Origin of the sequence: Streptomyces sp. NPDC127595 (assembly GCF_042671685.1) — a bacterium.
Lineage (GTDB): Bacteria > Actinomycetota > Actinomycetes > Streptomycetales > Streptomycetaceae > Streptomyces.
This window is the reverse complement of the sequence record NZ_JBHXWK010000010.1, coordinates 179521-205527: the sequence shown is the minus strand read 5'-3', so window position 1 is coordinate 205527 and position 26007 is coordinate 179521. Positions and strand designations below refer to the sequence as shown.

Here is a 26007-nt window from a genome sequence, read left to right as displayed (position 1 = left end):
CGCGCCGCACGACTTGCCCGCAGGGTGTGTGACCGTCCGCGTATCCGCTGCCCGGACAGGTCCTCAGGCGCCGAGCGTCGCCACGTAGTTCTCGGCGATCTCGCGCGACTCCGGATGCAGCGAGTCGCCCGCGTCCAGCAGTCGCGGCAGCAGCTCCCGTGCGGTGGTGACCGCACGGAACTGGAGGGCGACCGTGACGTCGTGGTCCGGCCTGTGCACGATCTCGATCGGGTCACCGGAGCGGATCTCGCCGGGCTCGACGACCCGCAGGTACGCGCCGGGCGCCGCCTTCTGGGTGAAGCGCTTCATCCAGCCCTTCTCACCGAGGTGTTCCTGGAAGGTCCGGCAGGGGATGCGCCCGCAGGTGACCTCGAGGACCACCTCGGGCCCGATGCGCCAGCGCTCGCCGATCCGTGCCCCGGACACGTCGACTCCCAGCGTCGTGAGGTTCTCGCCGAAGGAGCCGGCGGCCAGCGTCCGGCCCAGCTCGCGCTCCCAGTCGTCGAGATCCTCGCGCGCGACCGCGTACACGGCCTGGTGCTCCCCGCCGTGGTGCCGCTTGTGGCACACCGCGTCGCCGACGAGGCCGCTCCCGCCGATCCCCTTGGGCCCGGGCGACGCGACCCGCACCGGCCCAGGCACCGGCTGTTTGTCGATGCCGGTCAGCCCCTCGGGCTGGCTCGTGTACGCGACGGCCTTCGCCCGGCCCACATTCAGCGACAGCAGCTTCATGGCGACCACGCTAGGCGATGGAGGGCCAAAGCTGCGACGCAATATTCGCTTCTGCACCCAAGAAACCCTTATGCTAAAAATGTGATCGAGGCCCGTCATCTCCGTGTCCTGCGCGCCGTCGCCGCCACCGGCTCCTTCTCGGCGGCAGGACGTGAACTGGGCTGCACCCAGCCCGCCGTCAGCCAGCAGATGAAGGCACTCGAAGCGTCCGTCGGCACACCGCTGCTCATCCGGACGGGGCGCGAGATGCGTCTGACGCAGGCGGGCGACGCGCTCGTCCGGCACGCGGCCGGCATCATCGCGGGTCTGACGGCCGCCGAGGAGGAGGTCGCCGCCATCGCGGGCCTGCGCGCGGGCCGCGTCCGGCTCGTCTCCTTTCCCAGCGGCAGTTCCACACTCGTCCCCACGGCCCTCGCCGCCCTGCGCGCCGCGCACCCCGGCACCCGGGTCTCGTTGGAGGAGGCCGAACCACCGCGCTCCGTCGAGATGCTCCGCGACGGCGACTGCGACATCGCACTCGCGTTCCGGTACGAGGGGGTGACGGGCGTCGAGGAGGTCGAGGAGTGGGACGACCTGGTCGTACGACCCCTGCTGCTCGACCGTCTCGTCGGGCTGGTTCCCGAGAACCACCCCCTCGCCGGATCCGGGTCGGTCGCGATCGGCGAACTCGCCGGGGACCCCTGGATCGCGGGCTGCCCGCGCTGCCGCCGACAGTTGGTCGAGGTCTGCCGCGGCGCGGGCTTCGAACCCCGTATCGACTTCGCCACCGACGACTACCCGGCCGTGGTCGGCCTGGTGGGCGCCGGTCTCGGGGTCGCGGTTCTTCCGGAGCTCGCCATCGAGTCCGTACGGCCCAAGGGCGCGCGCACGGTGACGGTCGAGCCCCCGTTGCGGCGGGAGATCGTCGCGCTCACGCTGCCGGATCTCGCCCAGGTGCCCGCGGTGGCGGCGACGCTGGACCGGCTGGCGCGAGCCGCGCGGCGGTAGCACCCCGGTAGCACCCGGCGCGGGGCACAGAGGGGTTCGGGCGGTCGGGCGCGGGCAAGTCGAGCGCCGGTAGTCGAGCGCCGGTAGTCGGGCGCCGGTAGTCGAGCGCGGGATCGGAAAAGTGGGGGCACGCGTGCGCGTGCCCGGTCGGCAGAAACGTTCCTTCAGTTGTTCGAAGGAGGACTGCTTCCAGTGGCCGACGCCGAGACCAGCCGGTTGCGTGCCCGTCCCATGAGCTCTTCGCGCTCGTCCTCGGTCAGCCCGCCCCACACGCCGTACGGTTCGCGCACCGCCAGCGCGTGTGCCGCGCACTCCGCGCGTACCGGGCATCGCATGCAGACCTCTTTGGCCGAGTTCTCGCGAGCGCTCCGTGCCGCACCGCGCTCGCCCTCCGGGTGGAAGAAGAGCGAGCTGTCGACCCCGCGGCAAGCCGCGAGGAGCTGCCAGTCCCAGAGGTCCGCGTTCGGACCGGGAAGGCGGGAGAAATCTGCCATTGCGTGTCCCCTTGTTGCCGTTCTGGGCTGCTATGTGCCCACCGACCGTACATCTACGATCTAAGGAGATGAAAATATGACTCATTGCGAATCTAGCCACAGACACCAGCAAAAGGGAAGAAATCGGGCTAAATGGGGCATGGGTTGTGATGAAAGGTTGTGGGTCCGCCGCGCATGTCTGCACCGTGTCCGCACCCTCACGTACAGTGCCGAAGACGAGCGGCTGCCCCGTAACTCTTTCGAGTGACCATCGTTGAGATTGCCGAGGCGGTCGAAGGAACAAGCGCTCGGGCAGACGGCAGTTTCCGTCGGCGAGTGTCGACCGCATCGGTGACGATTCGTACCAGCCTGGAGGCTCAAGGTGACGCGCATCAGCTGCGGAGGACGGCCATGACATCCGTCCTCGTCTGCGACGACTCCCCGCTTGCCCGAGAGGCGCTACGCCGTGCGGTGGCGACCGTGCCCGGCGTCGAGCGTGTCACGACGGCGGCCAACGGCGAGGAAGTACTCCGCCGCTGGGGTGCCGACCGTTCGGACCTGATTCTGATGGACGTACGCATGCCCGGTCTGGGCGGCGTCGAGACTGTTCGGCGGCTGTTGTCCGCCGACCCCGGTGCGCGCATCATCATGCTCACCGTTGCCGAGGACCTGGACGGCGTGGCGCTCGCCGTCGCCGCCGGTGCCCGCGGCTATCTGCACAAGGACGCCTCGCGTGCCGAACTGCGCGCGACGGTGACCCAGGCGCTCGCCGACCCCACCTGGCGGCTCGCCCCGCGCAGACTGCGGTCGGCCGAGATGGGCGCCGCGCCCACGCTCACCGCGCGGGAGATCCAGGTCCTGGAGGGCATGAGCCACGGCCGCTCCAACGCGGAGATCGGCCGTGAGCTGTTCCTCTCCGAGGACACGGTGAAGACGCACGCCAGGCGGCTCTTCAAGAAGCTCGGTGCCTCGGACCGTGCGCACGCCGTGGCGCTCGGCTTCCGGTGGGGCCTGGTTCGCTAAGTGAGCCGCCGTGGGGGTACAACGGCAGTAGTCCCTGCCCGTCTTGCGGCGGGCGGGGCCGGGCCCTCGGAGAGAGCCTCTTCGATGCCCGATCCCCGTTTCCCGGCGGATGCCGCATCCTTGAGGTGTGGAGTTCCTTGGGGACGATTCGGTCGAGCGGAAGGGGAGGGCGCAGGAGATGAGTTCCGGCGCACCTGCTCATAACGCTTCGGTGCACAACTATGGACGCGGTGCCACGGATCGAACGACACCGAGGCACCATGGACCGATGCGCGACGACGAGACGACGGTGATCGGTGCGCTCGTCCATCGCGCGGTCGACGGCGACGAGCAGGCAACGCACGATCTGCTGGCCCATGTTCACCCTCTCGCACTGCGCTACTGCCGTACGCGGCTGTCCCGGCTTCCCGGTGACGCGCGGCACTTCGTGGAGGACCTGGCGCAGGAAGTCTGCGTCGCGGTGCTTCTCGCGCTGCCGCGCTACAAGGACACGGGGCGCCCCTTCGAAGCGTTCGTCTTCGCCATCGCCGGGCACAAGGTCGCCGACCTGCAGCGTGCGGCGATGCGGCACCCCGGGTCCACCGCCGTCCCCTCGGACGAGATGCCCGAGCGGCCCGACGACTCCCTCGGCCCCGAAGAGCGCGCCCTGCTCAGCAGCGACGCCGAATGGGCCAAGAAACTCCTCGCCAACCTCCCCGACAACCAACGCGAGCTCCTCCTGTTGCGGATCGCGGTGGGCCTCACGGCCGAGGAGACCGGCCAGATGTTGGGAATGTCACCCGGAGCGGTGCGGGTGGCTCAACACCGGGCGTTGAGCCGGTTGCGGGCGTTGGCGGAGCAGTAGTTCGGGCCTTTGTTCGGGGGCCGGGTTCCTGGGGTTCTCCGCCGGGACGGCGATTCTTTCCGCCGTATGGCAGGGAGCAGGACGGCGGTGTCCGGCTGCGCCATGTGCGTCCTGGGCGGGGCGGTGGGTTTCCGGGTTTCCTGCGCCGGGCCGGCGATTCTTTTTCCGCCGCGGCGGCGAGGAGCTGGACGGTGGTGTCCGGCGGTGCCGGGCACAGCCCGGGCGGGGGCGCGGGATTCCGGGTTTCGTTCGCCGGGCCGGCGATTCTTTTTCCGCCGCGGCGGCGAGGAGCTGGGCGGCGGTGTCCGGCGGTGCCGGGCACAGCCCAGCGGGGATGGTGGGGTTCTTCTCCCACCGCGACAGCGGGGGACGGCCCTGCGTCGAGCGAGCCGGGGTCCGCCGAGGCCGGGCTTGGGGCTGGGACTGGGGCCGGGGTGGGTGCTCGGGGCCCAGGACCGGGCTTCCGGCGCCGGATGAACGGCGATGCCTCCAGTCCCGTACGAAAGTACGAAGCCCCCGGCCGACACAGGCCATGGAATGAGAGACCCTTGCTTCCCGTTAGCATGGACATCCGCACCGATCAAGGCCATTTGGGGAAGGTGTCATGACTGCCAACGTCGACGGAGTGCCCGCTAAATTCGCGACACTCGGGCTGACCTACGACGACGTGCTGTTGCTGCCGGGCGCTTCGGAAGTGCTGCCCAACGCGGTCGACACCTCGTCCCGTATCTCGCGCAACGTACGTGTGAACATCCCGCTGCTCTCGGCGGCGATGGACAAGGTGACCGAGTCGCGCATGGCGATCGCCATGGCACGGCAGGGCGGCGTGGGCGTGCTGCACCGGAACCTCTCCATCGAGGACCAGGTCAACCAGGTCGACCTCGTGAAGCGCTCCGAGTCCGGCATGGTCACCGACCCGATCACGGTGCACCCGGACGCGACGCTGGGTGAGGCCGACGCGCTGTGCGCCAAGTTCCGCATCAGCGGCGTCCCCGTCACCGACGGCAACGGCAAGCTGCTCGGCATCGTCACCAACCGCGACATGGCCTTCGAGACCGACCGCTCGCGCCAGGTGCGCGAGGTCATGACGCCGATGCCGCTCGTTACCGGCAAGGTCGGCATCTCGGGCAACGACGCTATGCAGCTGCTGCGCCGCCACAAGATCGAGAAGCTTCCGCTCGTCGACGACGCGGGTGTCCTCAAGGGCCTCATCACGGTCAAGGACTTCGTGAAGGCCGAGAAGTACCCGAACGCCGCGAAGGACGCCGAGGGCCGCCTGCTGGTCGGTGCGGCCGTCGGCGCCAGCCCCGAGGCGCTGGAGCGGGCCCAGGCGCTGGCCGAGGCCGGTGTGGACTTCCTGATCGTCGACACCTCGCACGGACACAACAGCAACGCCCTCAACTGGATGGCGAAGATCAAGTCGAGCGTCGGCGTCGACGTGATCGGCGGCAACGTAGCCACCCGTGACGGCGCCCAGGCCCTGATCGACGCCGGTGTCGACGGCGTCAAGGTGGGCGTGGGCCCCGGCTCGATCTGTACCACCCGGGTGGTCGCCGGCATCGGCGTCCCCCAGGTCACCGCCATCTACGAAGCCGCCCTCGCGGCGCGCGCCGCCGGTGTCCCGGTGATCGGCGACGGCGGCCTCCAGTACTCCGGCGACATCGGCAAGGCCCTCGCCGCCGGCGCCGACACCGTGATGCTCGGCAGCCTCCTCGCGGGCTGCGAGGAGTCGCCCGGCGAGCTGCTCTTCATCAACGGCAAGCAGTTCAAGTCGTACCGCGGAATGGGCTCCCTCGGCGCCATGCAGTCCCGGGGCCAGGGCCGGTCGTACTCGAAGGACCGCTACTTCCAGGCCGACGTCGCCTCCGACGACAAGCTCGTCCCCGAAGGCATCGAGGGCCAGGTGCCCTACCGCGGCCCGCTGGGCAACGTACTGCACCAGCTCGTCGGCGGTCTGCGCCAGACCATGGGGTACGTGGGCGCCGCCTCCATCGACGAGATGGAGACCAAGGGCCGCTTCGTCCGAATCACCTCGGCGGGCCTCAAGGAGAGCCACCCGCACGACATCCAGATGACGGTCGAGGCGCCGAACTACAGCCGCAACCAGTAGTCGTCAGCAGCAGCCGTACGGCTTGAGGGCGGTCCCGGGGGTTCCCGGGGCCGCCCTTGTCGTGGGCGTCGGCGATACTGGGAGACGCAGAAGCGAAGAGGGAAAGGCCACAACGTGACTGAGATCGAGATCGGGCGCGGCAAGCGCGGCCGCCGGGCGTACGCCTTCGACGACATCGCCGTCGTCCCGAGCCGCCGTACCCGGGACCCGAAGGAGGTCTCGATCGCCTGGCAGATCGACGCCTACCGCTTCGAGCTGCCCTTCCTGGCCGCCCCGATGGACTCGGTCGTCTCCCCGGCCACCGCGATCCGCATCGGTGAGCTGGGCGGTCTGGGCGTGCTCAACCTCGAAGGGCTGTGGACGCGGTACGAGGACCCGCAGCCGCTGCTCGACGAGATCGCGGAGCTGGACTCGGACACCGCGACCCGTCGCCTCCAGGAGATCTACGCCGCTCCCATCAAGGAGGAGCTGATCGGGCAGCGCATCAAGGAGGTGCGCGACTCCGGGGTCGTCACCGCCGCGGCCCTGTCCCCGCAGCGCACGGCGCAGTTCTCCAAGGCTGTCGTGGACGCGGGTGTGGACATCTTCGTCATCCGCGGTACGACGGTGTCGGCGGAGCACGTCTCCGGTGCGGCCGAGCCGCTGAACCTCAAGCAGTTCATCTACGAGCTCGACGTCCCCGTGATCGTCGGCGGCTGTGCCACGTACACCGCGGCCCTGCACCTGATGCGCACAGGCGCGGCCGGTGTCCTCGTCGGCTTCGGTGGCGGCGCCGCGCACACCACGCGCAACGTACTGGGCATCCAGGTCCCCATGGCCACCGCGGTTGCGGACGTCGCTGCGGCTCGTCGCGACTACATGGACGAGTCCGGCGGCCGGTACGTGCACGTCATCGCCGACGGTGGTGTCGGCTGGTCCGGCGACCTTTCCAAGGCCATCGCCTGCGGCGCCGACTCCGTGATGATGGGCTCCCCGCTGGCCCGCGCCACCGACGCGCCGGGCAAAGGCCATCACTGGGGCATGGAGGCCGTCAACGAGGAGCTGCCGCGCGGCAAGAAGGTCGACCTCGGCACCGTGGGCACCATCGAGGAGATCCTCGCCGGTCCCTCACACATTCCGGACGGCTCCATGAACTTCTTCGGCGCGCTGCGTCGGGCGATGGCCACCACCGGCTACAGCGAGCTCAAGGAGTTCCAGCGGGTCGAGGTCACGGTGGCGGATTCGCAGCACAAGCGGTAGGTCGTACGGGAGCTGGTACGGCGGTTCGTACGACGTGAAGGGGCCCGGTCACCTGGGGGTGATGCGGGCCCTTCGTCGTGCGTTAACCGGGTTACGCGGCCGCCTTCTTGGTTCCCGAGAAGGCCGCGAAGGCGCCGATCGCGAAGAACACGTAGGTCATGACGTCGGCCGTTTCCTTCCAGGCCGCGCTCACCAGGTCGAAGTGGTCGGTGAGGAGCGTGGTCGCGGAGATACCGGACTCATCGGCTCCGATCATCGCGAACCCGATGAGCTGGCCCATGTAGACGGCGCCCAGGGAGAGGACGGCGCTCACGACCGGCAGTACGGGGTTGCTGCCGCCGATCTTGCCCGCGGCGAGGCCTATGACGAAGCCGACGCCGACCGCGGCGTAGCCGATCTCGTACCCCGAGGCGCCGATGATTGCGCCGTAGATGCCCGCGGTGACCAGGGCCGCGACGACTGCCGCCACGATGCCCAGGGCGACGTTGCCCTGGCGCGGCGCGGGCGCTGCCGGCGGGACGAAGCCGGGCTGCTGGTCGGCGAACGGGTTGCCACCTGCGGGCTGCTGCTGGCCCGCGAACGGGTTGCCGTCCGTGGGCTGCTGGCCGGCGTACGGATTGCCGGCGACGGGCTGCTGGGCGGCGGCGTACGGGTTGCCCTCGGTCGGCTGGGAAGGCGGCGTGGGCTGGCTCATGATGGAGATCCCCCGAATTGGTGTGAATGGTGGGCGCACTGGTGTGCGTGGGACGTGGGCGCACTCGTGTGCGACAACGGCCCCGGACACTAGCAGTCACCACTGACATACGGGAGAGGTATTTGCGGGGGTCAGAGTCGGTGGGCCGCCCCGGTCGGGGTCGCTCCCCTTGTGTCCAGGAGGAGTTGGGCCTTCACGGACAGTCCTTGGAGGTCGTACGTGCGGTGCTGCTGGAGCAGGATCGTGAGGTCGGCGTCGGCAGCGGCCTCGTAGAGGGAGTCGGCGCGCGGGACGGGGCGGCCGAGGACGCGCCACGCCGGGACGAGCGGGTCGTGGTAGCTGACGGACGCGCCGAGTTCCATCAGGCGCAGCGCGATCTCGTGGGCGGGGGTGCCTTGTTGGTCGGCGAGGTCCGCCTTGTAGGTGACGCCGAGGAGGAGTACGCGTGCGGCGCGGGCCGATTTGCCGTGCTCGTTGAGGAGGGTGGCGGCGCGCTGGATGACGTACTGGGGCATGTGGTTGTTGACCTGCTGGGCGAGTTCGACCATCCGTAGGGTGCGTCCGGATTGGCCCGTCAGGTCCTGGGCGATTCCGTGGCCGCCGACTCCGGGGCCCGGCCGGAACGCCTGGAAGCCGAAGGGCTTGGTCTCGGCGCAGCGGATGACGTCCCACAGGTCGACGCCCAGGTCGTGGCAGAGCACGGCCATCTCGTTGACGAGGGCGATGTTGACGTGCCGGAAGTTCGTCTCGAGGAGCTGCACGGTTTCCGCTTCGCGTGGTCCACGCGCGCGTACCACCTTGTCGGTGAGGCGTCCGTAGAAGGCGGCGGCCGACTCGGTGCAGGCGGGTGTCAGGCCGCCGATGACCTTCGGGGTGTTGGCGGGGCCGAAGTCGCGGTTGCCGGGGTCGACCCGACTGGGCGAATAGGCGAGGTGGAAGTCGCGTCCCGCGCGCAGTCCGGAGCCTTCTTCGAGGAGCGGGCGGAGGAATTCCTCGGTGGTGCCGGGGCGCACGGGCGATTCGAGGATCACCGTGGTGTGCGGGCGGAGCTGTGCGGCCAGGGTGCGGGCGGCCGCCTCCAGCTGGCTCAGGTCCAGTGCGCCGTCCGCGCCGCGTGAGGTCGGGGCGCAGATGACGGCGGTGCGGACGCGGCCGAGCTCTGCGGGGTCGGTGGCCGGCCTGAAGCCCCCCGAGAGCATCCGGCGCAGCTCGGCGGGGCTGAGGGAGCCGCCTTCGGGGCCGGTTTTGTAGCCGAGTGTGGGGATGCCGGCCGCCACGGCCGCCTGGGCCAGGGGCAGGCCGAGATGACCGAGTCCGATGACGGCGAGATCTGCGGGCATGGAGTGGGCCGTCCTTCCCAGTAGCCGAAGCAGGACAGGTGCGCAAGCCCTGTGGACAGGACGGGCGAGCGCAATGTCAGACTAGGAGTAAATATGACCGTTATGCGGGATTGTGCGATCAAGATTCGCCGAGTGTTGTCCACAGGCTGCAGATGACTGGTGGCCGAAGGAGGGGAAGAAGGTCAGACTTTGGGCATGGGGGATGTGAGCACGGGCCCGCCTGTCGGGTGAGGCCGACGCCACCAAGAGCGGGAGGCAGCGGTGAGGACAGCGACACTGGGGCCGGCGGAGCGCGCCGAGTCACTGGCGGCAATGGCCGAGCGTGAGCTGGATGTGCTGGTCGTGGGCGCGGGAGTGGTCGGTGCGGGCACCGCGCTGGACGCCGTGACGCGCGGCCTGTCCACAGGTCTGGTCGAGGCGCGGGACTGGGCGTCGGGCACGTCGAGCAGGTCCAGCAAGCTCATCCACGGCGGGCTGCGCTATCTGGAGATGCTCGACTTCGCACTGGTGCGCGAGGCTCTGAAGGAACGCGGGCTGCTGCTCGAACGGCTCGCGCCGCACCTCGTGAAACCCGTTCCGTTCCTCTACCCGCTCCAGCACAAGGGCTGGGAGCGGCTGTACGCGGGCTCGGGTGTCGCCCTCTACGACGCCATGTCGATGGCCCGTGGACACGGCCGGGGGCTGCCCCGACACCGCCATCTGACCCGCCGCCACGCCCTGCGCGTCGCACCCGCCTTGAAGAAGGACGCGCTGGTCGGCGCCCTGCAGTACTACGACGCGCAGATGGACGACGCCCGCTATGTGGCGACCCTGGTGCGCACCGCTGCGGCGTACGGCGCGAAGGTCGCCAACCGCGCGCGCGTGACCGGCTTCCTGCGTGAGGGCGAACGCGTTGTCGGTGCCAAGGTGCAGGATGTCGAAGGGGGCGGGGAGTACGAGGTCCGCGCCAAGCAGGTGGTGAACGCCACGGGTGTGTGGACCGACGACACCCAGGCGATGGTGGGGGAGCGGGGGCAGTTCCATGTACGGGCGTCCAAGGGTATCCATCTGGTCGTACCGAAGGACCGGATCAACTCGACGTCGGGGCTGATCCTGCGCACCGAGAAGTCGGTGCTCTTCGTGATCCCGTGGGGGCGCCACTGGATCATCGGCACCACCGACACCGACTGGGACCTCGACAAGGCCCACCCGGCGGCGTCCAGCGCGGACATCGACTATCTGCTGGAGCATGTGAACTCGGTGCTCTCGGTGCCGCTCACCCGCGACGACGTCCAGGGCGTGTACGCGGGGCTGCGGCCGCTGCTCGCCGGTGAGTCGGATGCCACCAGCAAGCTGTCGCGCGAGCACACGGTGGCGCATCCGGTGCCGGGGCTCGTGGTCGTGGCGGGCGGCAAGTACACGACGTACCGGGTGATGGCCAAGGACGCGGTGGACGAGGCGGTGCACGGTCTCGACCAGCGGGTCGCCGAGTGCGTCACGGAGGACGTTCCGCTGCTCGGCGCCGAGGGCTACCGGGCGATGTGGAACGCGCGAGCGCGGATCGCGGCGCGCACGGGACTCCATGTGGTGCGCGTGGAGCACCTGTTGAACCGGTACGGCGTGCTCGCCGAGGAACTGCTCGACCTCATCGCCGGCAATGCCTCACTCGGTGAGCCCCTGGGGGCCGCTGAGGACTATCTGCGGGCCGAGATCGTCTACGCCGCCTCGCACGAGGGCGCCCGGCACCTGGACGACGTGCTCACCCGGCGCACCCGCATCTCGATCGAGACCTTCGACCGGGGAACGCGCAGTGCGCGGGAGGCCGCGGAGCTCATGGCGCCGGTGCTCGGCTGGGACAAGGACCAGATCGAACGGGAAGTGGAGCACTACGAGAAGCGGGTCGAGGCCGAGCGGGAGTCGCAGCGGCAGCCGGACGACCTGACGGCGGACGCGGCGCGGCTGGGGGCGCCGGACATCGTGCCGCTCTGACCGAGGGCTCCTGGCCGCGGGTGATTGTTCCCGGTGGACTTCCGCTCCTGGTGGGCTCCCGCTCCCGGTGGACCTCTGCTCCCGGTGGGCTTCCGCACCCGGTGTACTTCCGCTCCCGGTGGGCTCCCGTCGATGTCACTCGAACGAGTGTCGTGAGCTGGGATCTTTGCTCGGAACGTGTCCGTTCTACTCGGTGCGGGGGCAGAACTCGGCGGCGAGCAGGGCCGGTTCAAGGTCAGGGTCTGCGATCCCGTCCGTGTTCACCCGGAAGGTGAGGACATGACGACCGTCGACGGTGGCTGCGGTGCGCACGTAGCTGCCGGAGATACGGCCGTTGTGTCCCCACACCGTGGTGCCGCACGGCAGCTTCACCGGGTAGAGGCCCATGCCGTACGAGCCATGTGCGGCGCGGGTGTCGAGCATCTCCCGCAGTTGGCCGGGCGGGAGCAGCTCGCCGGCGAGGAGGGCTCCGTAGAAGCGGTCCAGGTCGGCGAGCGTGGTGACCAGCTCGCCCGCCGCGCCGGCCACGCGCGGGTCGAGTTCGGTGACGTCGGAGCCGTCGGCGGCGTACGCGCGGCCGTGCGGTGAGGGGAGAGAGGTTCGGGCACCCGGGAAGGAGGTGCCGGTCAGGCGGAGAGGGGTGAGGATGCGGCGCTCGGTCTCGGTGGCGTACGAGTTGCCGGTGACCTGCTCGATGACCATGCCGAGCAGGACGTAGTTGGTGTTCGAGTAGGCGTAGTGGCCGGGGGCGGCCGGGGGGTGGGTGAGCGCGATGCGTATGGCCTGACGTGGGGTGACGGGGACCGTGCCCAAGGTGTCGGCGGTGAAGTCGTACAGGCCGCTGGTGTGGGTGAGCAGGGCGCGCAGGGTCAGGCGGCTGCCGTCGTTGCCCGCGCCGCTCACCAGGCCAGGGAGGTGGGCGTCCACGGTGTCCGACAGAGACAGCCGGTGTTCGGCGGCGAGTTGCAGGACCACGGTCGCTATGAACGTCTTGGTGATGCTGCCCGCGCGGAAGTGGTCGGAGCGGTCGATTCCGTCACCGGCGTCGGCGAAGCGTGTGCCGGAATCGTCCTGAGCCAGCAGGGCTGCTGCGGGGGCCTTGCCCTGGGCGACGAGGAGGGTTAGCGCGGCGGCTGTGGCCGGGGTGACCGCGGCGACCGGGGCGACCGGGGCGGCGGGGGCTTGCGGTTTGGCTGGTGCTGGGGGCGTGAGGGGGCGGGAGCCGGTTGGGGGTGTGGACTTGGGGGTCTGCGGGCCGACTGGGGGCGTGGGGGTTTGGGGGGCGGTTGACGGTGCCGACTTGAGGGTTCGCGGGCCGGGCGAGGGCGCGGATGCCGGGGCTTGTGCGCTGGTTGGGGTCGGGGTGGGCAAGACGGTCGGGGCCAGGCCGAGGAACGCCAGTACCGCGGGTATCGCCAGGAGTGTCCGAGGTGTCCGGCGGGGCGGCATCGGCGGTCCTTCCTTGTTGGGGGCCATCATGCGGGACCGCGGAGCACGGGACGTCGGGCGGTCCCCTCTTGAGGGGCCCCACGGCGTCGGTCACTTGTCGGGTGAGGGACAATGAAGGCTCTGTCAGGGCGGGTTGCTTGAGGGGACGCATGTCGGAGGCGGAGCGGGCGGGAGCATCCCGTCAGGACAGGAGCGAACGTCTCCTCGCCGGGCGGTACCGGCTGGGGGATGTACTCGGCCGTGGTGGCATGGGCACGGTCTGGCGGGCCGAGGACGAGACCCTGGGCCGTACGGTCGCCGTCAAGGAGCTGCGGTTCCCGTCGAGCATCGACGAGGACGAGAAGCGGCGGCTGATCACGCGCACCCTGCGTGAGGCCAAGGCGATCGCGCGGATCCGTAACAACGGCGCGGTGACGGTCTTCGACGTGGTCGACGAGGACAACCGGCCGTGGATCGTGATGGAGCTCGTCGAGGGCAAGTCGCTCGCCGAGGTCATCCGCGAGGACGGCGTGCTCACGCCGACGCGGGCCGCCGAGGTCGGGCTGGCGATTCTCGATGTGCTGCGTTCGGCGCACCGGGAAGGCATCCTGCACCGGGACGTGAAGCCGTCGAACGTGCTGATCTCCGAGGACGGCCGGGTCGTCCTGACCGACTTCGGGATCGCGCAGGTCGAGGGTGACCCGTCCATCACCTCGACCGGCATGCTCGTCGGCGCGCCCTCGTACATCTCGCCGGAGCGGGCGCGTGGTCACAAGCCCGGGCCTGCCGCCGACCTGTGGTCGCTGGGCGGTCTGCTGTACGCGTCGGTGGAGGGCGCGCCGCCGTACGACAAGGGTTCCGCGATCGCGACGCTCACCGCGGTGATGACCGAGCCGGTGGAGCAGCCGAAGAACGCGGGCCCGCTGGAGAACGTGATTTACGGACTGCTCGCCAAGGACCCCGAGCAGCGGCTCGATGTCGAGGGCGCGCGGGCGATGCTCACCGAGGTGCTGCATGCGCCCGAGCCCAGGGCGGTTGTGCCGGAGCCGGTGGACGCGACGAAGGTCGTGGCGTTGCCGCCGGTGCCCGACGAAAGGCTGGGCAGGGGGAGTTCGGGTTCTTCGGGCTCGGGCGGGTCCGGGGCCAAGCGGGGTGAGGAGGCCGGGGAGCGCTTGCGCGGGGCGATGCGTTCCGTACGGCAGGTTGCCACGGCGGCCGGGGCAGCCACGGCTGCGGCCGGCGCGGCGGCGACGGCGCGGGCCAAGTCCGGGGGTGCGGGGGCTTCTGGTTCGACGGGCGGTTCGGCGGGCGGTGCGGGGGCAGCCGCGCGTGCTGGTGCTGGTGCTGGTGCTGGTGCTGGTGCTGGTGTAGTCAAGCCTGCGTCCGCGCCTTCGTCTGTGTCTCCTTCGGCTCCTTCCACTCCTTCCGCGCCTGCGCCGAGGAAGGCCGGTACTGCTGCCGTTACTTCGGTTTCCGCGTCGGTGTCGGCTGATACGCCCGCTGCTTCCACGCCCGCCGCGGGCAAGCCCTCTGGCTGGCCGGTGGCTCCCGAGAGGCCCCCGCGGCCGGTGCCTCGGGCGCCGTTGACCGATGTGGTGCCGCGTCGGACGCTGGTGATCATCGCGGTGGTCATTGCACTGGCGTTGATCGGGACCGTGCTGGCCCTCACGCTCAACGGGGGTGACGACAGCTCGAACGACTCCAAGAGCGGTGGCACCAAGTCCGCGTCCAGCGGGGCGACCGCCGGAAGTGGCAGCGAGGAGAGCAGCGGCACTCACACGGACAGCGGTGACGGGGCGGACGACCCGGCCACGGGTTCGGCCGGAGAGGCGACCTCCGGCAGCACGGCGAGTGCCGAGGCCGGTGCGTCGAGCGGGACGGGCAGTGACGACGAGGCGTCGGAGTCGGAGTCGGACTCGGGCTCGGACTCCGCGGGCGGAACGACGTACAAGGGCAGTCAAGGGTTCTCGATCGTCCTGCCGGAGGGGTGGAAGTACACCTCCACGGACGCGGCGGGGGCCCGGTTCACCGGTCCCGACGGGCAGAAGCTCCTGATCGGCTGGACGACCACGCCCAAGGACGACCCGGTGGCGGACTGGGAGAACCAAGAGCAGAGCATGACGCGGTCGCAGTACAAGCGGGTGCGAATAGAGGCGGTGGACTACCGCGGCTGGAACACGGCCGACTGGGAGTTCACCTACGAGGACGGCGGCACGAAGTACCGGTCGATCGACCGCGGGTTCGTCGTCAGCCCGCAACAGGGATACGCGTTGATGTATACGGCGAAGGCGGCCGACTGGGACAGCGATCTGCGTGAGGACACGTGGAAGAGTCTGACCGAGACGTTCCAGCCGAAGTCGTGACGTACCGCTCGGTGATGTGACGTTCGGCCATGGGCGGGCACCCTGAGATGTCGCATCCCCACTTTGCGAGTTGCCTCCGGCACGTATCGTGAGTGGTTGCGGACCGTACGAAGCCATAACGGGACGCAAGGCGAACGGAATTGACCAACCGGGCGGCTGGGGGAGGCATCGTGGACGAGTACGCGGGACGGGTTCTTGCTGACCGCTACCGCTTGCCGCTGCCGCCGTCCGACGAGTACGAACTCGCCGAGACCCGGGCGTTCGACACCTACAGCGGGCAGGAAGTCCTGGTCCGGCAGGTGCCGTTGCCGGAGGTCGTCGAGGCCGAGGTGCTCGACGCGGACGGGCTGCCCGAGGGGTTCGTGGCACGGGACGGCGGGGTGCGCCGGGCGTCCGCGCGGACCACGCGCCGGCCCACCGAACCGGCCGTGCGGCGAGCGATCGACGCCGCGCAGGCGGCCGCTCAGATACCCGACCATCCCCGGCTCGACCAGGTCTTCGACGTGTTCGCCGAGGGCGGGTCGCTGTGGATCGTCAGCGAGTTGGTGGCGGCGAGGCCGCTGGCCGCGTTGCTCGCCGACAAGCCGCTGAGTCCCTATCGCGCGGCCGAGGTCGCCGCCGACGTCCTCACCGCGCTGCGGGTGCTGCACGCGCACGGGTGGGTGCACCGGAACATCACCGTACGGACGGTGCTCGTCTGCGACGACGGCCGCGTGATGCTGACCGGGCTGGCGGCCGGAGCCGCGGAGGAGGCGCTGTGCGGGTATGACCCGGTGCCGGTGCGGGACTTCGAAGGTTTCGCGGGTATCGAGGGTGAAGTCGGCGGGGGTGCGGGGGCGACCCGTGGTGCGGGTCCGGGGCCAGGTGCGGGTGTTGGGTCGGGTGGTCCCGGAGGTGCGGGGGCTGGGCGGTCAGGCGCTGGGGCCGGTGGCGGTGCCTCGCGCGGGTTCGGTTCCGGTGGGCCGGGCGGAGCGCCGGGTGCCGGGGTCGGCGGTGTGTCCGGTGCCGCGGCTGGATCCGGCGCTTCGGCCGGAGGGGATCCCGAAGCCGCGCGGCGGGCCGCGATCGAGGCTCGGGCGGAGCGTGGTGGGCCTGCCGCGGAGACGTCAGGCCGTGGTGCGGGAGGCGTAGGTCCACGTGCGCTCGAAGCGCGGGGGGCCGGAGGAGTTGGTGGCGCGGGCGGCACGGGGGCCGCCGGAGGTACCGGGGGCGATATTCGTGCGGCGCGCGCCGGGGCCATTGCCGCGTATCGCGCCGGAGCGCGCGCCGCCGCCCGAGTGCACGAAGAGCAGCGGGTGCACGAAGAGCAGCGGGTGTACGAAGAGCAGCGGGGCGGTCAGGCGGCGCTGCCCGCGCCCCGGCCCGTGTCGCAAGCCGATGCGTCGGCGGCCCAGATCCAGGCCCAGGGTCAGGGTCGGGGTCAGTCTCCTGCCCAGACCCAGGCCCAGGCCCAGGCCCAGGTTCCAGGGCAGGGTGCGTCGTCGGCTTCCGGGCGTGAGGTCGCCGGGTACAGCGGGTATCCGCAGGCGTCCGGGGGGAGCGGGTTCCCGCAGGCTCCGGGGTACGGCGGGGCAGCCCAGTCTCAGGGGTCCGGTCCCGGGCCGGGCCAGGCTCAGGGGCTCGGTCCCGGGCAAGTCCCGGCTCAGGCCGCCGGCCACAGTCAGGCCCAGGCTCAGGCGCCGTACCAGGTCCCGGGTCACGGTATGGAACACCGGTCCAACACCCCGCCCCCCGGCCAGATTGCCGACCCGTACGGAGTGGGGCGCACCAATCCCTGGCATGGCGCGCAGCCGCGCCCCGGAACCGAGGCCGGGGCTGGAGCCGGAGCCGGGACCGGAACAGGCGTCGGGACCGGAACAGGCATCGGTAGCGGCGGTGAAGGTCGCCCCGCGCTTCCGGGACCGCCGAACCGCGGGTTGGCTCCGGGGAGCGGGACCTCGGCCGGTATGTACTCGGGGAGCGGTACGTCCGCCGGGGCGCCCCCGGCGACCAGTGTCCCCGCGCCCGTCTCTGGTGGGCACCCTGCCCCCGGTGGGCACCCCGTCCCCGGTGGGCACCCTGCTCCCGGAGCGGTGGCCGGCGCAACAGCCGGTAACGCCCAGGGGCAGGGGACCCGTTGGGACCAGATAGCTGTTGGTGCGCCGCCGCGCCGGGGACCTGCCACCGCGCTCGCCGCGGAGCGGGCCCGGCAGGCGCGGATGGCCGTGGTCGGGCCCGTGACCGAGCGGTGGGCGCCCGAGCAGGCCGGCCCGGTGCACGAGAACTGGCAGTTGGCGGCGCCGATCGGGCCCGCGACCGATCTGTGGGCGCTGGGGGCGCTGCTCTTCCGGGCTGTGCAGGGGCACGCGCCCTACCCGGAGGAGAACACCGCCGAACTGGTGCAGCTCGTGTGCGCGGAGCCGCCCGCGTTCGCGGAGGAGTGCGGGCCGCTGAGGCCCGTAGTGGAGTCGCTGCTGCGGCAGGACCCCACCGAGCGGCTGGACTTCGAGGAACTGCGCGGCTGGCTGAGGTCGTTGGTGCGCTCGGCACCGGAGGCCGAGGCGGGGGCCCATGTCGTCGCCGCGCCCCCGGTCAACCCCAGTCGGCTGCCGATCGTACGGCGGCGGGGCGAGCTCGTCCGCAGGCGCCGCGCCGGGCTCCCCGCGACCAGCCCGCACGCCCGCCACAAGCGGGCCAAGCAGAACAAGCAGGTCAAGCCCCGAAGGCTCGGGAGGAACCTGGTTCTGCTGGTACTGCTCCTGCTGGCCGCGGCGATCGCGTACGCCATGGTGTTCATGCCGAAGGCCGAGCCGGACAGTGGCACGGACGGCGAGCGGACCGGTTCCGCCGGAGACGTCAGCCCCGCACCCGATACCGGTGCGGGAGGGAGCGCGAGCAGTGAGCCGCGACCCGATCAGACCTCTCCGGGCGGGGACAAAAGCCCCTCGGCGTCGGCGAGTTCGACGGGGTCGGCGGGGGCGACCGGCTCGACAGGCTCGACGGGTTCACAGGGCAATGACCCCGAAGTCGCCCAGGGGTTCACGCTGCGTGATGACGCCGAGGGTTTCCGGGTCGCCGTGGCCAACGGTTGGGACCGCACGGCGAAGAACGGGAGTGGCCAGGTCGTGTACTCCCACGGCGACTTCGAGCTCATCCTCGTACCCGGCCGGGACAGCACGAGCACGTTCGGCAGTGATCCAATGGTGTATCAGCGGGAGCGGGAGAGCGAGTTGCAGCCGTTCCGCGACTCGACCTGGGCCACGTCCAGCGGGATGCGGCGGATCGACGTGGGCGAACTGGTGATGGCCGAGGGGCAGTTCACCTGGACCGACGGGGAAGGGCACGAGCTCTTCGTACGGAATCTGGCCATCATCATCGACGGGCACTACCACGTGGTGCAGGTGCGCGGCCCCGAGGCCGAACGGGACGAGGTGACGCGGCTGTACGAGCAGGCGTCAGGTACGTATCAGGCCACGGGATGACACCGGCCAGGGCATGGGTGACACTGACTCAGGGCACTGGCAGACGCCTCCGGGGGCTTCCGTAGACTCATGGTTCCCTTGGTTCCCGTCCGCGTGCGGAAGGGATAACCGTCACAGTGCGGTTTCCGTAGGGCCTCGGCGGTTCCCTGCGTGGGGGGCCGCTCCTTAGTCTGACCCTGTCAAGACCATTGCGGGGAAACGTGAATCAGATGCAGGGCCAGCTCCTCGCGGGCCGCTACCGGCTTGTTGAAACCATCGGCAGCGGTGGCATGGGCCGCGTATGGCGGGCACATGACGAGGTGCTGCACCGGGTGGTTGCGGTCAAGGAGTTGACGGCCGCGCTGTACGTCGCCGAGAGCGACCGGGCTCCGATGATCGCCCGGACGCGCGCCGAGGCGCGGGCCGCCGCGCGGATCAACCACCCGGCCGTCGTCACCGTCCATGACGTCCTGGAGCACGACAACCGGCCGTGGATCGTCATGGAACTCGTCGAGGGCAACTCCCTTGCCGACGAGGTCAAGGAACAGGGGCGCCTCGAACCGGCCGAGGCGGCGCGGATCGGGCTGTGGGTGCTGCGCGCGCTGCGGGCCGCGCATGCCGCCGGAGTGCTGCACCGTGACGTGAAGCCCGGGAACGTGCTCCTCGCCGCCGACCGGCGCGTCCTGCTCACCGACTTCGGGATCGCGCAGGTCGAGGGCGATACGACGATCACGCGCACCGGCGAGATCGTCGGCTCGGTCGACTATCTGGCTCCCGAGCGGGTGCGCGGCTACGAGTTCGGTCCGTCCTCCGACCTGTGGGCGCTGGGCGCGACGCTGTACACGGCGGTGGAGGGCAGATCGGCCTTCCGGCGCACCACGCCGCTGACCACCATGCGGGCCGTCGTGGAGGACGAGCCCGAACCCTCCGCGTACGCCGGTCCGCTGGGGCCCGTGATCACCGCGCTGCTGCACAAGGATCCCGCCCTACGGCCCAGCGCGGAGGAAGCCGAGCAGATGCTCGCCGAGGCGGCGGAGGGCCGCCGGCCGGGCGCGGCGCAGGCGTATGTGCCGACGCAGCATGTGGCAGCCGGGGTGGATGTGGATCGTCCCTACCGTGGAGGCACTGGGGACCACGGTGGTATTGGGGACCACGGTGGTATTGGGGACCACGGTGGTATTGGGGACCACGGTGGCATTGGGGATCACGGTGGTATTGGGGATCACGGTGCGTCCGTACATAGCGCGTCCGCACATGGCGCCAACGGACACGGAGCCAACGGACATAGTGCGACCGCGCACGTCTCGTCGTCTCATGTCCCGGGTGGGCCCCAGATGCAGGACTTTCTCCTGGCCGCGCCCGGTGCGGCCGCGCCTGCCGCCCCGGCCGGCGCCGGGAAACGGCGCCGGGTCCGCAACATCGCCCTCGTCCTCGTACTTGCGGTGCTGGTCGGCGCCGGCGCCGCTGCGGTGATCAAGTTCGCGGGCGACTGGCGTTCGGGCGCGGATGCGGTCACGCGTACCGAGGAACCGGGCGGCGGTACAGGGCAGTCGGGCGCCGCCACCAGCCCGCAGGCCAGTGAGAGCGCGCAGCAGCCGGCCGGTGCCGTGCCTGACAACTGGGTGCGCGTGGACGACGTCGAGGGCTTCAGCCTCGCCGTCCCCAAGGGCTGGGAGCGGCAGGCCAACGGCAGCCAGGTCGACTACACACCCGACGACGGCGATCACTTCGTACGCATCGCCGTGGACGACTCACCGGACTTCGAGAACCCGTACATGCATCTGCTCGACCTGGAGGAGCAGTTGACCAAGCTGGTCGACTACCGCCGGGTCAGTCTGGAGTCCAACACCTTCCGCGACTGCGACGGCGCACTCTGGGACTTCACCTGGACCGCGCTGGATGGGCAGACGGAGTTCCCAGGTCCGCGGCGCGCCATCGAGCAGACGTATCTGGCCCGTGACGGCGTCGAGTACGCGATCTACATGTCCGCGCCGGCCGCGGACTGGGACACGGCGCGTGAGCAGTTCGACGCGATGCTGAGGAGCTGGAGCCCCAACGCCTGACGCCGGCTTCGGCCTGTGACGCCTGGCAGCGACCGGGGACAGCACCGCCGGATACCGGCCACCGCAGTTCGCTGTCCCGGAGGGCCGGGCTCCGTTGCGGCATGATGGGACGCATGGGGACCGAGGGGGACAACGTCCGTGTGATCGCCGGCCGGTACCGGCTGGGGGCCAGAATCGGGCGGGGCGGCATGGGTGTCGTCTGGCGCGCGACCGACCAGCTGCTCGGCCGTGACGTCGCGGTCAAGGAAATCGCCCTCGACACCACGCTCTCCGCGGACGAGGCCCGCCGGCAGCGCGACCGCACCCTGCGCGAGGCCCGTGCCGTCGCGCAGTTGCAGCACCCGCACATCATCGTCGTGCACGACGTGGTCGAGGACGACGAACGCCCGTACATCGTCATGGAGTTGATCGAAGGCGGCTCGCTCGCCGAGCGCGTCTCGGCGGGTGGCCCCGTGGACGCGCGCGAGGCCGCCCGCATCGGCATCGGTCTCCTCGGCGCGCTGCGCCGCGCGCACGACGCCGGTGTCCTGCACCGGGATCTCAAGCCCGCGAACGTGCTGATCGCGGACGACGGCCGGGCCGTCCTCACCGACTTCGGGATCGCCCAGGTCGCGGGTGCGACGACGCTCACCGAGAGCGGGGCGTTCGTCGGTTCGCCGGAGTACACCGCGCCCGAGCGGATGTCCGGGGCCAGGACGGGACCCGAGTCGGACCTGTGGTCGCTCGGCGTGCTGCTGTGCACCGTCCTGAGCGGTGAATCGCCGTTCCACCGCGACTCGTTGGGCGGCATCCTGCACGCGGTCGTCGTCGACGAGATCCGGCCGCCGGCCCAGGCCGCGCCTCTGCTTCCCGTCGTACGGGGGCTGCTCGAGCGCGATCCCGAGCAGCGGCTCGACGCGGCGGAGGCGGAGCGGATGCTGCGCGCGTTCCGGGACACCGGGCGGACGCCGCCGGTCACGGCCGGATACACACCCACGCAGCGGAACATACCGGCGAGGACGCCCACCTCTGCCCCGCCGCCCTCGCCGTCTCCCGGGGCGCCGCGCTCCACCCGGAGCATCCTCGTCGCCGCCGCGCTGGTCGCCGCCATGGTCGGGGCGGGGGTGTCGGCGGCATCGTTGCTGATGAACGACGGCCGGAGCGGGGGCGGTGGTCCGCCGACGCCTTCGAGTACAGCGAGTACGGCGACTACGGCGAGCACGGCGAGTACGGATGCAACGGCGAGTGCCACGAGTACGGGCAGTACGGCTGGTACGTCGGCCACCGGGGCGCCGGGGGCGTCCGCGAGCGCGTCGGCCTCCAGCCCGTCCGCCGGTCCCGCCGCCGTCCGCAAGGTGCCCCCGGGGTACCGGGTCGTGCAGGATCCGAGCGGCTTTGCGCTCGCCGTGCCCGACGACTTCACCCGGGAGCCGCAGGGGGAGCGGGTCTTCTACGTGTCGCCGGGGCGCACCTTCCGCCTCGGCATCAAGGTGGCCGATCCCGAACCGGGCGGCCCGCTCGCGGTGATGCGGCGCGGGGATGCCAAGGGGCCCGCCACGAACCCGGGTTACCGTGATGCCGCCGTCGCCTCGGCCACGCACGGTGGACAGCCCGCCGCGTTCTGGGAGTTCACCTGGGACGGGTTCACCGAGACGGAGGGCGCGCGGCACACGTACGACCTGTGCTGGGAGGAGGGCGGCCGGATGTACGACGTGTGGGTGTCGGCGCCGGTCGGGAGGGCGACGGAGGCGAAGGAGTACCTCGACGTGGCGGTGGACTCGTTCGTAACCCGTAGCCCGTAGCCCGTAGCCCGTAGCCCGTAGCCCGTAGCCCGTAGCCCGTAGCCCCGTATTGCCTAGGGGCCGCCCTCGTACCGGATAAAGCGGAGATAAAGGGCGGCCCGCGTCACGGGTCTGTGACTGGAAAGCGGCGGGGCTGGATGCCGAAGCGCTTGCCGCGATATTGATGGACTCATGAGCAATAACGGGGGAGTTCCTTACGGGGCCGATGAGCCAACGAGTTTCGGCCTGCAACCGCCGCGACCGGGTGTGCCCTACCCCGGTAACCCTTACGCAGCGCCGACCCAGATCGTCCCGGAGCAGCAGACGCAGCAGACGCAGCAGGACCAGCGGGTCCACGAGACTCAGCCCGTGGAGCATCAGCACCAGGCGCAGCAGACGCAGCAGGTGAAGCCGGACCCAGGTGTGGGGCGTCTGGTCGCGGGCCGCTACCGTCTCCTCGCCAAGCTCGGCCACGGGGGCATGGGCACGGTCTGGCGGGCCAAGGACGAGACGGTGGACCGTGAGGTCGCCGTCAAGGAGCCTCGGGTTCCTGACCATCTTCCCGAGCGTGAACGCGGCAACGCCTTCGAGCGGATGCGCCGGGAGGCGCGCGCGGCGGCACGGCTCGACCACCCGTCGGTCGTGAACGTCCACGATGTCGCCGTGGTGGACGGACAGCCCTGGATCGTCATGGAGTTGGTGCAGGGGCGTTCGCTGGGCGACGCCCTTCAGGAGGGCACGCTGGGCGTCCGCGAAGCGGCGCGCGTCGGCCTCGAGGTTCTCGGCGCCCTGGAGGCCGCGCACGCGGCCGGCATCCTGCACCGCGACGTGAAGCCGGACAACGTCCTGCTCGGCCGGCACGGCCGCGTCGTGCTCACCGACTTCGGCATCGCCCAGATCGAGGGCGAGACCAGTCTGACGGACACGGGCGGCTTCGTCGGATCGCCCGAATACATCGCGCCGGAACGGGTGTTGGGGCAGCGCCCGGGCCCGGCGAGTGACCTCTGGTCACTCGGCGTCGTGCTCTACGCGGCCACCGAGGGCGTCTCGCCCTTCCGCCGCAGCAACACCCCGGCGACCCTTCAGTCCGTCCTCAACTCCACTCCCGCGGCGCCCGCTTCGGCCGGCGGTCCGCTCGCCGAGACGATCAACGGTCTGCTGGACAAGGAGCCCTCCCGCCGCCCGGACGCGACCCGGGTCCGCCATCTCCTGGAGGAGGCCGCCCGGCCGCCCGCTCCGGCGCCGACGCAGGTCGTGCAGATGGCGGCGGCCCCGGAGAGTGGCAAGGGGATCCGCGTCGGCCGCAAGACCCTGATCGGCCTGGGCGCGGTGATCGTCGCCGCGGCGGTGGCCGCGTACCTGGTGGTCGCGGACCCGTTCGCCGGGCCGTTGCCGGACGACTGGAAGCTGCGCGAACAGAAGGCGCTGGGCGCGACGTTGGCGATGCCGGCGGACTACCAGGTGGGCAAGCCGGCCGCCGACGACACGGACAAGAACTGGGTCACGTACTCCGACTACAGCGGCAGTATCTGGATCGGCCTGAACCTCACGAAGAAGTCCGAGGACACCGGCGGTCAGATCAGCGCGTCCGCCGCCGCCGAAATGTACGACGACGACGGTGAGTTCAAGGAGAGCGGCGCGTACGAGCTCGACATGCCCGAGAACCCGACGAAGACGGCGCCGAAAGAGACGACGTACCAAGGCAAGCAGTCCGCCGAGAACACGGTGATCTACACGACCACCGACAGCCAGAGCCCGCGCCCCCGCGAGCTCAAGATCTTCTACTACAAGTCGGCCAAGACGGGCGACATGTACAAGCTCACGATCAGCTACCCCGGCAAGGGCGACTTCACGGCGCGCGGCCGTGAAGTCGCCAGGACGGCGATCGCGAACCTGGACATCAACCAGCTGTGAGGCAGGGCGGGGGTGCGGCCGGCTCGGGGTTCAGCTGAGCTTGGCGGCCTGGGCCGTGATGATCTCGGCCGGGATGTCGTAGTCGGCGGCGGCTCCCGCCTCGCCCGAGAAGGCGGCCAGGTTCATCGAGTAGTACGTCGCGATCGTGCTGCCATGGCGTACGACCTCGACCTTCACCACGACCTCGTCGCCCTCCGCGTCACCGGTCACCGCGAACGCGACCGATTCGTCGCCGCTTCCGGAGGCCTTCTCGGTCGCGACCTTCGTGAACTTCTGGGTCTCGCCTTCCGCCGCGGCGGTGAACCCGCCCGCGCAGCCCTCGACCGCGTCGGACACCGAGGTGAAGGTCTCCTGGGCGCCCTCATCCTCGTACGAGGAGAGCGAGACGATCGTGATCGTGCTGCTGAGGGCATCGGTGAGGGCGTCCATCGAGTCCTGGAGCTCCTGGTCCGTCATGTCGTCCAGGCTCTTGTCGGCGGACGCGCTGGGCTCGACCTCCTCGGCGGCCGGAGTGACCTGGCGGTTGAGGTACGCGGTCGAGTCGCCCGGTGCGAACCCGGTGAGAACGTACGCGAGCGGCGCGCACTTCTCGTCGACGACCTTGACGTCCTCCTTGGAGGGGGCGAACGCCTCGGAGTCCGTGGCCGACGTGACCTCGTAGCCGTCGATGTCGGCCGTGGCGACTATCGCCTTCTCCAACTCGCCGCTGCTCAGAGCCTTCGCGGCAGCCGTGGTCTCCTTGGCGCCGGCGGCCTTGTCCCCGTCTCCGGAGCCGGATCCACTGTCGGAGCAGCCGGTGGCCAGGGCGAGCGACAACACCGACGCGGCCGCTGCGACGCCGGTACGGGGCAGGGCGAATCTCTTCATGTTCGAGGGGTCCCTTTGGTGTGAGCAGTGGGTGACGCGTGTGACGCATGTGACGTGCGTAACACGTGTGACGTGTGTGACGTGTGTGCTGATGGTGCGGATTGGACTATGCGGGCATGGTCAAAGGAACGTCAAGTAACAGGGTCTGTGGCGACGTGGGTTGGGGTGACGTGAGTGGGGTGATCCGATCCGCACGTCACGGCTTCAGTCGCCGGACGACCGCCTTCATGAGGTTGGTCCGCGCGACCAGCAGGGCGAACTGTTTGCGGCTGTCCGGGATCGGCTTGGCGTACCAAGGCCGGCCTTGGCGGCGCCACTTGGCCGGAGGCAGGTTCCGGGGGAGCGCCGGAAGAGGCACGGACCAGTCCGCGAGGCGGAGTTCACCGGTCCATGTGCCGCCGGACAGGGCCGCGACCGGCACTCGTGCCGTGATGGTGTCGCCGTCGGCGGCGGTCGGGCGGACGGGGAACGTGAGGGTCTCTCCCTGCCCGTTGGTCAGACTCACCACGAGTGCGCTGTCCGGGTAGGCGGCGAGCGTGCACCGTCCGCTGGACTCCAGCTCGGTGGGCGCATCGGCGGCCCAGCGGACGCCGCCGGGCAGGAGGTGCGGCGGCACGGCGTGGCCGTTCTCGCCGATGTCGAGCGTGAAGTTGCCGTGCGGCTTGGTGGTGTAGAGGGCGACCGCGCGTAGCCCCTGCTCGGTGTCCACGACGCGCGTGCTCGGCCGGCCGACACACTGTCGGCCCGCTTGCTTCCGATGCG

Annotated in this window: 18 protein-coding genes; 11 read left to right on the top strand and 7 right to left on the bottom strand. The window is 70.6% G+C overall.

Annotated elements, in window-relative coordinates:
* Window positions 1–63: 63 nt before the first annotated feature.
* Window positions 64–732: an MOSC domain-containing protein gene (locus ACFVKT_RS29355; protein WP_385737057.1), complete on the bottom strand. Its 669-nt coding sequence runs from the start codon at window positions 730–732 to the stop codon at window positions 64–66.
* Between the two features lie 81 nt (window positions 733–813).
* Here ACFVKT_RS29355 and ACFVKT_RS29350 point away from each other — a divergent pair, with 81 nt between their 5' ends.
* A complete protein-coding gene (locus ACFVKT_RS29350) occupies window positions 814–1719 on the top strand; it encodes a LysR family transcriptional regulator (protein ID WP_385737054.1) in 906 nt (301 codons plus the stop codon).
* Window positions 1720–1883: 164 nt separating this feature from the next.
* On the opposite strand, the gene ACFVKT_RS29345 is transcribed toward ACFVKT_RS29350, so the two are convergent.
* A complete protein-coding gene (locus tag ACFVKT_RS29345; RefSeq protein ID WP_365436969.1) occupies window positions 1884–2213 on the bottom strand; it encodes a WhiB family transcriptional regulator in 330 nt (109 codons plus the stop codon).
* A 390-nt stretch (window positions 2214–2603) separates the two neighbouring features.
* On the opposite strand from ACFVKT_RS29345, the gene ACFVKT_RS29340 reads away from it, so the two are divergent.
* The 4 genes from ACFVKT_RS29340 to ACFVKT_RS29325 all read left to right on the top strand — a co-directional run bounded on the left by ACFVKT_RS29340 (window position 2604) and on the right by ACFVKT_RS29325 (window position 7408).
* Window positions 2604–3215 (top strand): response regulator transcription factor, encoded by a 612-nt coding sequence (locus ACFVKT_RS29340; protein ID WP_003948568.1) that lies wholly within the window; start codon window positions 2604–2606, stop codon window positions 3213–3215.
* 268 nt (window positions 3216–3483) lie between these two features.
* A complete protein-coding gene (locus ACFVKT_RS29335; RefSeq protein ID WP_266455832.1) occupies window positions 3484–4059 on the top strand; it encodes a sigma-70 family RNA polymerase sigma factor in 576 nt (191 codons plus the stop codon).
* Between the two features lie 604 nt (window positions 4060–4663).
* A complete protein-coding gene (guaB, locus tag ACFVKT_RS29330; RefSeq protein WP_385737050.1) occupies window positions 4664–6169 on the top strand; it encodes an IMP dehydrogenase in 1506 nt (501 codons plus the stop codon).
* Between the two features lie 114 nt (window positions 6170–6283).
* A complete protein-coding gene (locus ACFVKT_RS29325) occupies window positions 6284–7408 on the top strand; it encodes a GuaB3 family IMP dehydrogenase-related protein (RefSeq protein ID WP_384380563.1) in 1125 nt (374 codons plus the stop codon).
* Between the two features lie 91 nt (window positions 7409–7499).
* On the opposite strand, the gene ACFVKT_RS29320 is transcribed toward ACFVKT_RS29325, so the two are convergent.
* Together ACFVKT_RS29320 and ACFVKT_RS29315 are read right to left on the bottom strand one after the other, a co-directional pair.
* Window positions 7500–8102 (bottom strand): hypothetical protein, encoded by a 603-nt coding sequence (locus ACFVKT_RS29320; RefSeq protein WP_385737047.1) that lies wholly within the window; start codon window positions 8100–8102, stop codon window positions 7500–7502.
* Window positions 8103–8233: 131 nt separating this feature from the next.
* A complete protein-coding gene (locus ACFVKT_RS29315) occupies window positions 8234–9442 on the bottom strand; it encodes a nucleotide sugar dehydrogenase (RefSeq protein ID WP_385737044.1) in 1209 nt (402 codons plus the stop codon).
* Between the two features lie 261 nt (window positions 9443–9703).
* Here ACFVKT_RS29315 and ACFVKT_RS29310 point away from each other — a divergent pair, with 261 nt between their 5' ends.
* Window positions 9704–11410, top strand: a complete 1707-nt coding sequence (locus ACFVKT_RS29310; protein ID WP_385737041.1) for a glycerol-3-phosphate dehydrogenase/oxidase — start codon at window positions 9704–9706, stop codon at window positions 11408–11410.
* A gap of 186 nt (window positions 11411–11596) precedes the next feature.
* On the opposite strand, the gene ACFVKT_RS29305 is transcribed toward ACFVKT_RS29310, so the two are convergent.
* Entirely contained in the window at window positions 11597–12859 is a 1263-nt protein-coding gene (locus ACFVKT_RS29305) for a serine hydrolase domain-containing protein (RefSeq protein ID WP_385737039.1), read from the bottom strand.
* 149 nt (window positions 12860–13008) lie between these two features.
* On the opposite strand from ACFVKT_RS29305, the gene ACFVKT_RS29300 reads away from it, so the two are divergent.
* The 5 genes from ACFVKT_RS29300 (at window position 13009) to ACFVKT_RS29280 (ending at window position 24378) form a co-directional block, all read left to right on the top strand.
* On the top strand, window positions 13009–15201 hold the full coding sequence (locus tag ACFVKT_RS29300; RefSeq protein WP_385737036.1) for a protein kinase: 2193 nt from the start codon (window positions 13009–13011) through the stop codon (window positions 15199–15201).
* 170 nt (window positions 15202–15371) lie between these two features.
* The gene (locus tag ACFVKT_RS29295) at window positions 15372–18662 is read left to right on the top strand and encodes a protein kinase (RefSeq protein WP_385737033.1); all 3291 of its coding nucleotides are present in this window, start codon (window positions 15372–15374) and stop codon (window positions 18660–18662) included.
* 209 nt (window positions 18663–18871) lie between these two features.
* Entirely contained in the window at window positions 18872–20704 is a 1833-nt protein-coding gene (locus tag ACFVKT_RS29290) for a serine/threonine-protein kinase (protein ID WP_385737338.1), read from the top strand.
* A 113-nt stretch (window positions 20705–20817) separates the two neighbouring features.
* Window positions 20818–22485 carry a serine/threonine-protein kinase gene (locus ACFVKT_RS29285; protein WP_385737030.1) on the top strand — a complete coding sequence of 556 codons (1668 nt, stop codon included), beginning with the start codon at window positions 20818–20820 and terminating at the stop codon, window positions 22483–22485.
* 171 nt (window positions 22486–22656) lie between these two features.
* The gene (locus ACFVKT_RS29280) at window positions 22657–24378 is read left to right on the top strand and encodes a serine/threonine-protein kinase (protein WP_385737027.1); all 1722 of its coding nucleotides are present in this window, start codon (window positions 22657–22659) and stop codon (window positions 24376–24378) included.
* A 30-nt stretch (window positions 24379–24408) separates the two neighbouring features.
* On the opposite strand, the gene ACFVKT_RS29275 is transcribed toward ACFVKT_RS29280, so the two are convergent.
* Both ACFVKT_RS29275 and ACFVKT_RS29270 read right to left on the bottom strand, forming a co-directional pair.
* Window positions 24409–25245 carry a hypothetical protein gene (locus ACFVKT_RS29275; RefSeq protein ID WP_385737024.1) on the bottom strand — a complete coding sequence of 279 codons (837 nt, stop codon included), beginning with the start codon at window positions 25243–25245 and terminating at the stop codon, window positions 24409–24411.
* A gap of 196 nt (window positions 25246–25441) precedes the next feature.
* Entirely contained in the window at window positions 25442–25954 is a 513-nt protein-coding gene (locus ACFVKT_RS29270; protein WP_385737021.1) for a hypothetical protein, read from the bottom strand.
* Window positions 25955–26007 lie beyond the last annotated feature (53 nt).

Excerpts from the sequence above, each read along its gene's own strand:
- ACFVKT_RS29335 (WP_266455832.1), top strand. The coding sequence starts at position 3,484 with ATGCGCGACGACGAGACGACGGTGATCGGTGCGCTCGTCCATCGCGCG.
- ACFVKT_RS29280 (WP_385737027.1), top strand. The coding sequence starts at position 22,657 with ATGAGCAATAACGGGGGAGTTCCTTACGGGGCCGATGAGCCAACGAGT.
- ACFVKT_RS29355 (WP_385737057.1), bottom strand. The coding sequence starts at position 732 with ATGAAGCTGCTGTCGCTGAATGTGGGCCGGGCGAAGGCCGTCGCGTAC.
- ACFVKT_RS29345 (WP_365436969.1), bottom strand. The coding sequence starts at position 2,213 with ATGGCAGATTTCTCCCGCCTTCCCGGTCCGAACGCGGACCTCTGGGAC.
- ACFVKT_RS29340 (WP_003948568.1), top strand. The coding sequence starts at position 2,604 with ATGACATCCGTCCTCGTCTGCGACGACTCCCCGCTTGCCCGAGAGGCG.
- guaB (WP_385737050.1), top strand. The coding sequence starts at position 4,664 with ATGACTGCCAACGTCGACGGAGTGCCCGCTAAATTCGCGACACTCGGG.
- ACFVKT_RS29305 (WP_385737039.1), bottom strand. The coding sequence starts at position 12,859 with ATGCCGCCCCGCCGGACACCTCGGACACTCCTGGCGATACCCGCGGTA.
- ACFVKT_RS29300 (WP_385737036.1), top strand. The coding sequence starts at position 13,009 with ATGTCGGAGGCGGAGCGGGCGGGAGCATCCCGTCAGGACAGGAGCGAA.
- ACFVKT_RS29290 (WP_385737338.1), top strand. The coding sequence starts at position 18,872 with ATGCAGGGCCAGCTCCTCGCGGGCCGCTACCGGCTTGTTGAAACCATC.
- ACFVKT_RS29275 (WP_385737024.1), bottom strand. The coding sequence starts at position 25,245 with ATGAAGAGATTCGCCCTGCCCCGTACCGGCGTCGCAGCGGCCGCGTCG.
- ACFVKT_RS29320 (WP_385737047.1), bottom strand. The coding sequence starts at position 8,102 with ATGAGCCAGCCCACGCCGCCTTCCCAGCCGACCGAGGGCAACCCGTAC.
- ACFVKT_RS29285 (WP_385737030.1), top strand. The coding sequence starts at position 20,818 with ATGGGGACCGAGGGGGACAACGTCCGTGTGATCGCCGGCCGGTACCGG.
- ACFVKT_RS29315 (WP_385737044.1), bottom strand. The coding sequence starts at position 9,442 with ATGCCCGCAGATCTCGCCGTCATCGGACTCGGTCATCTCGGCCTGCCC.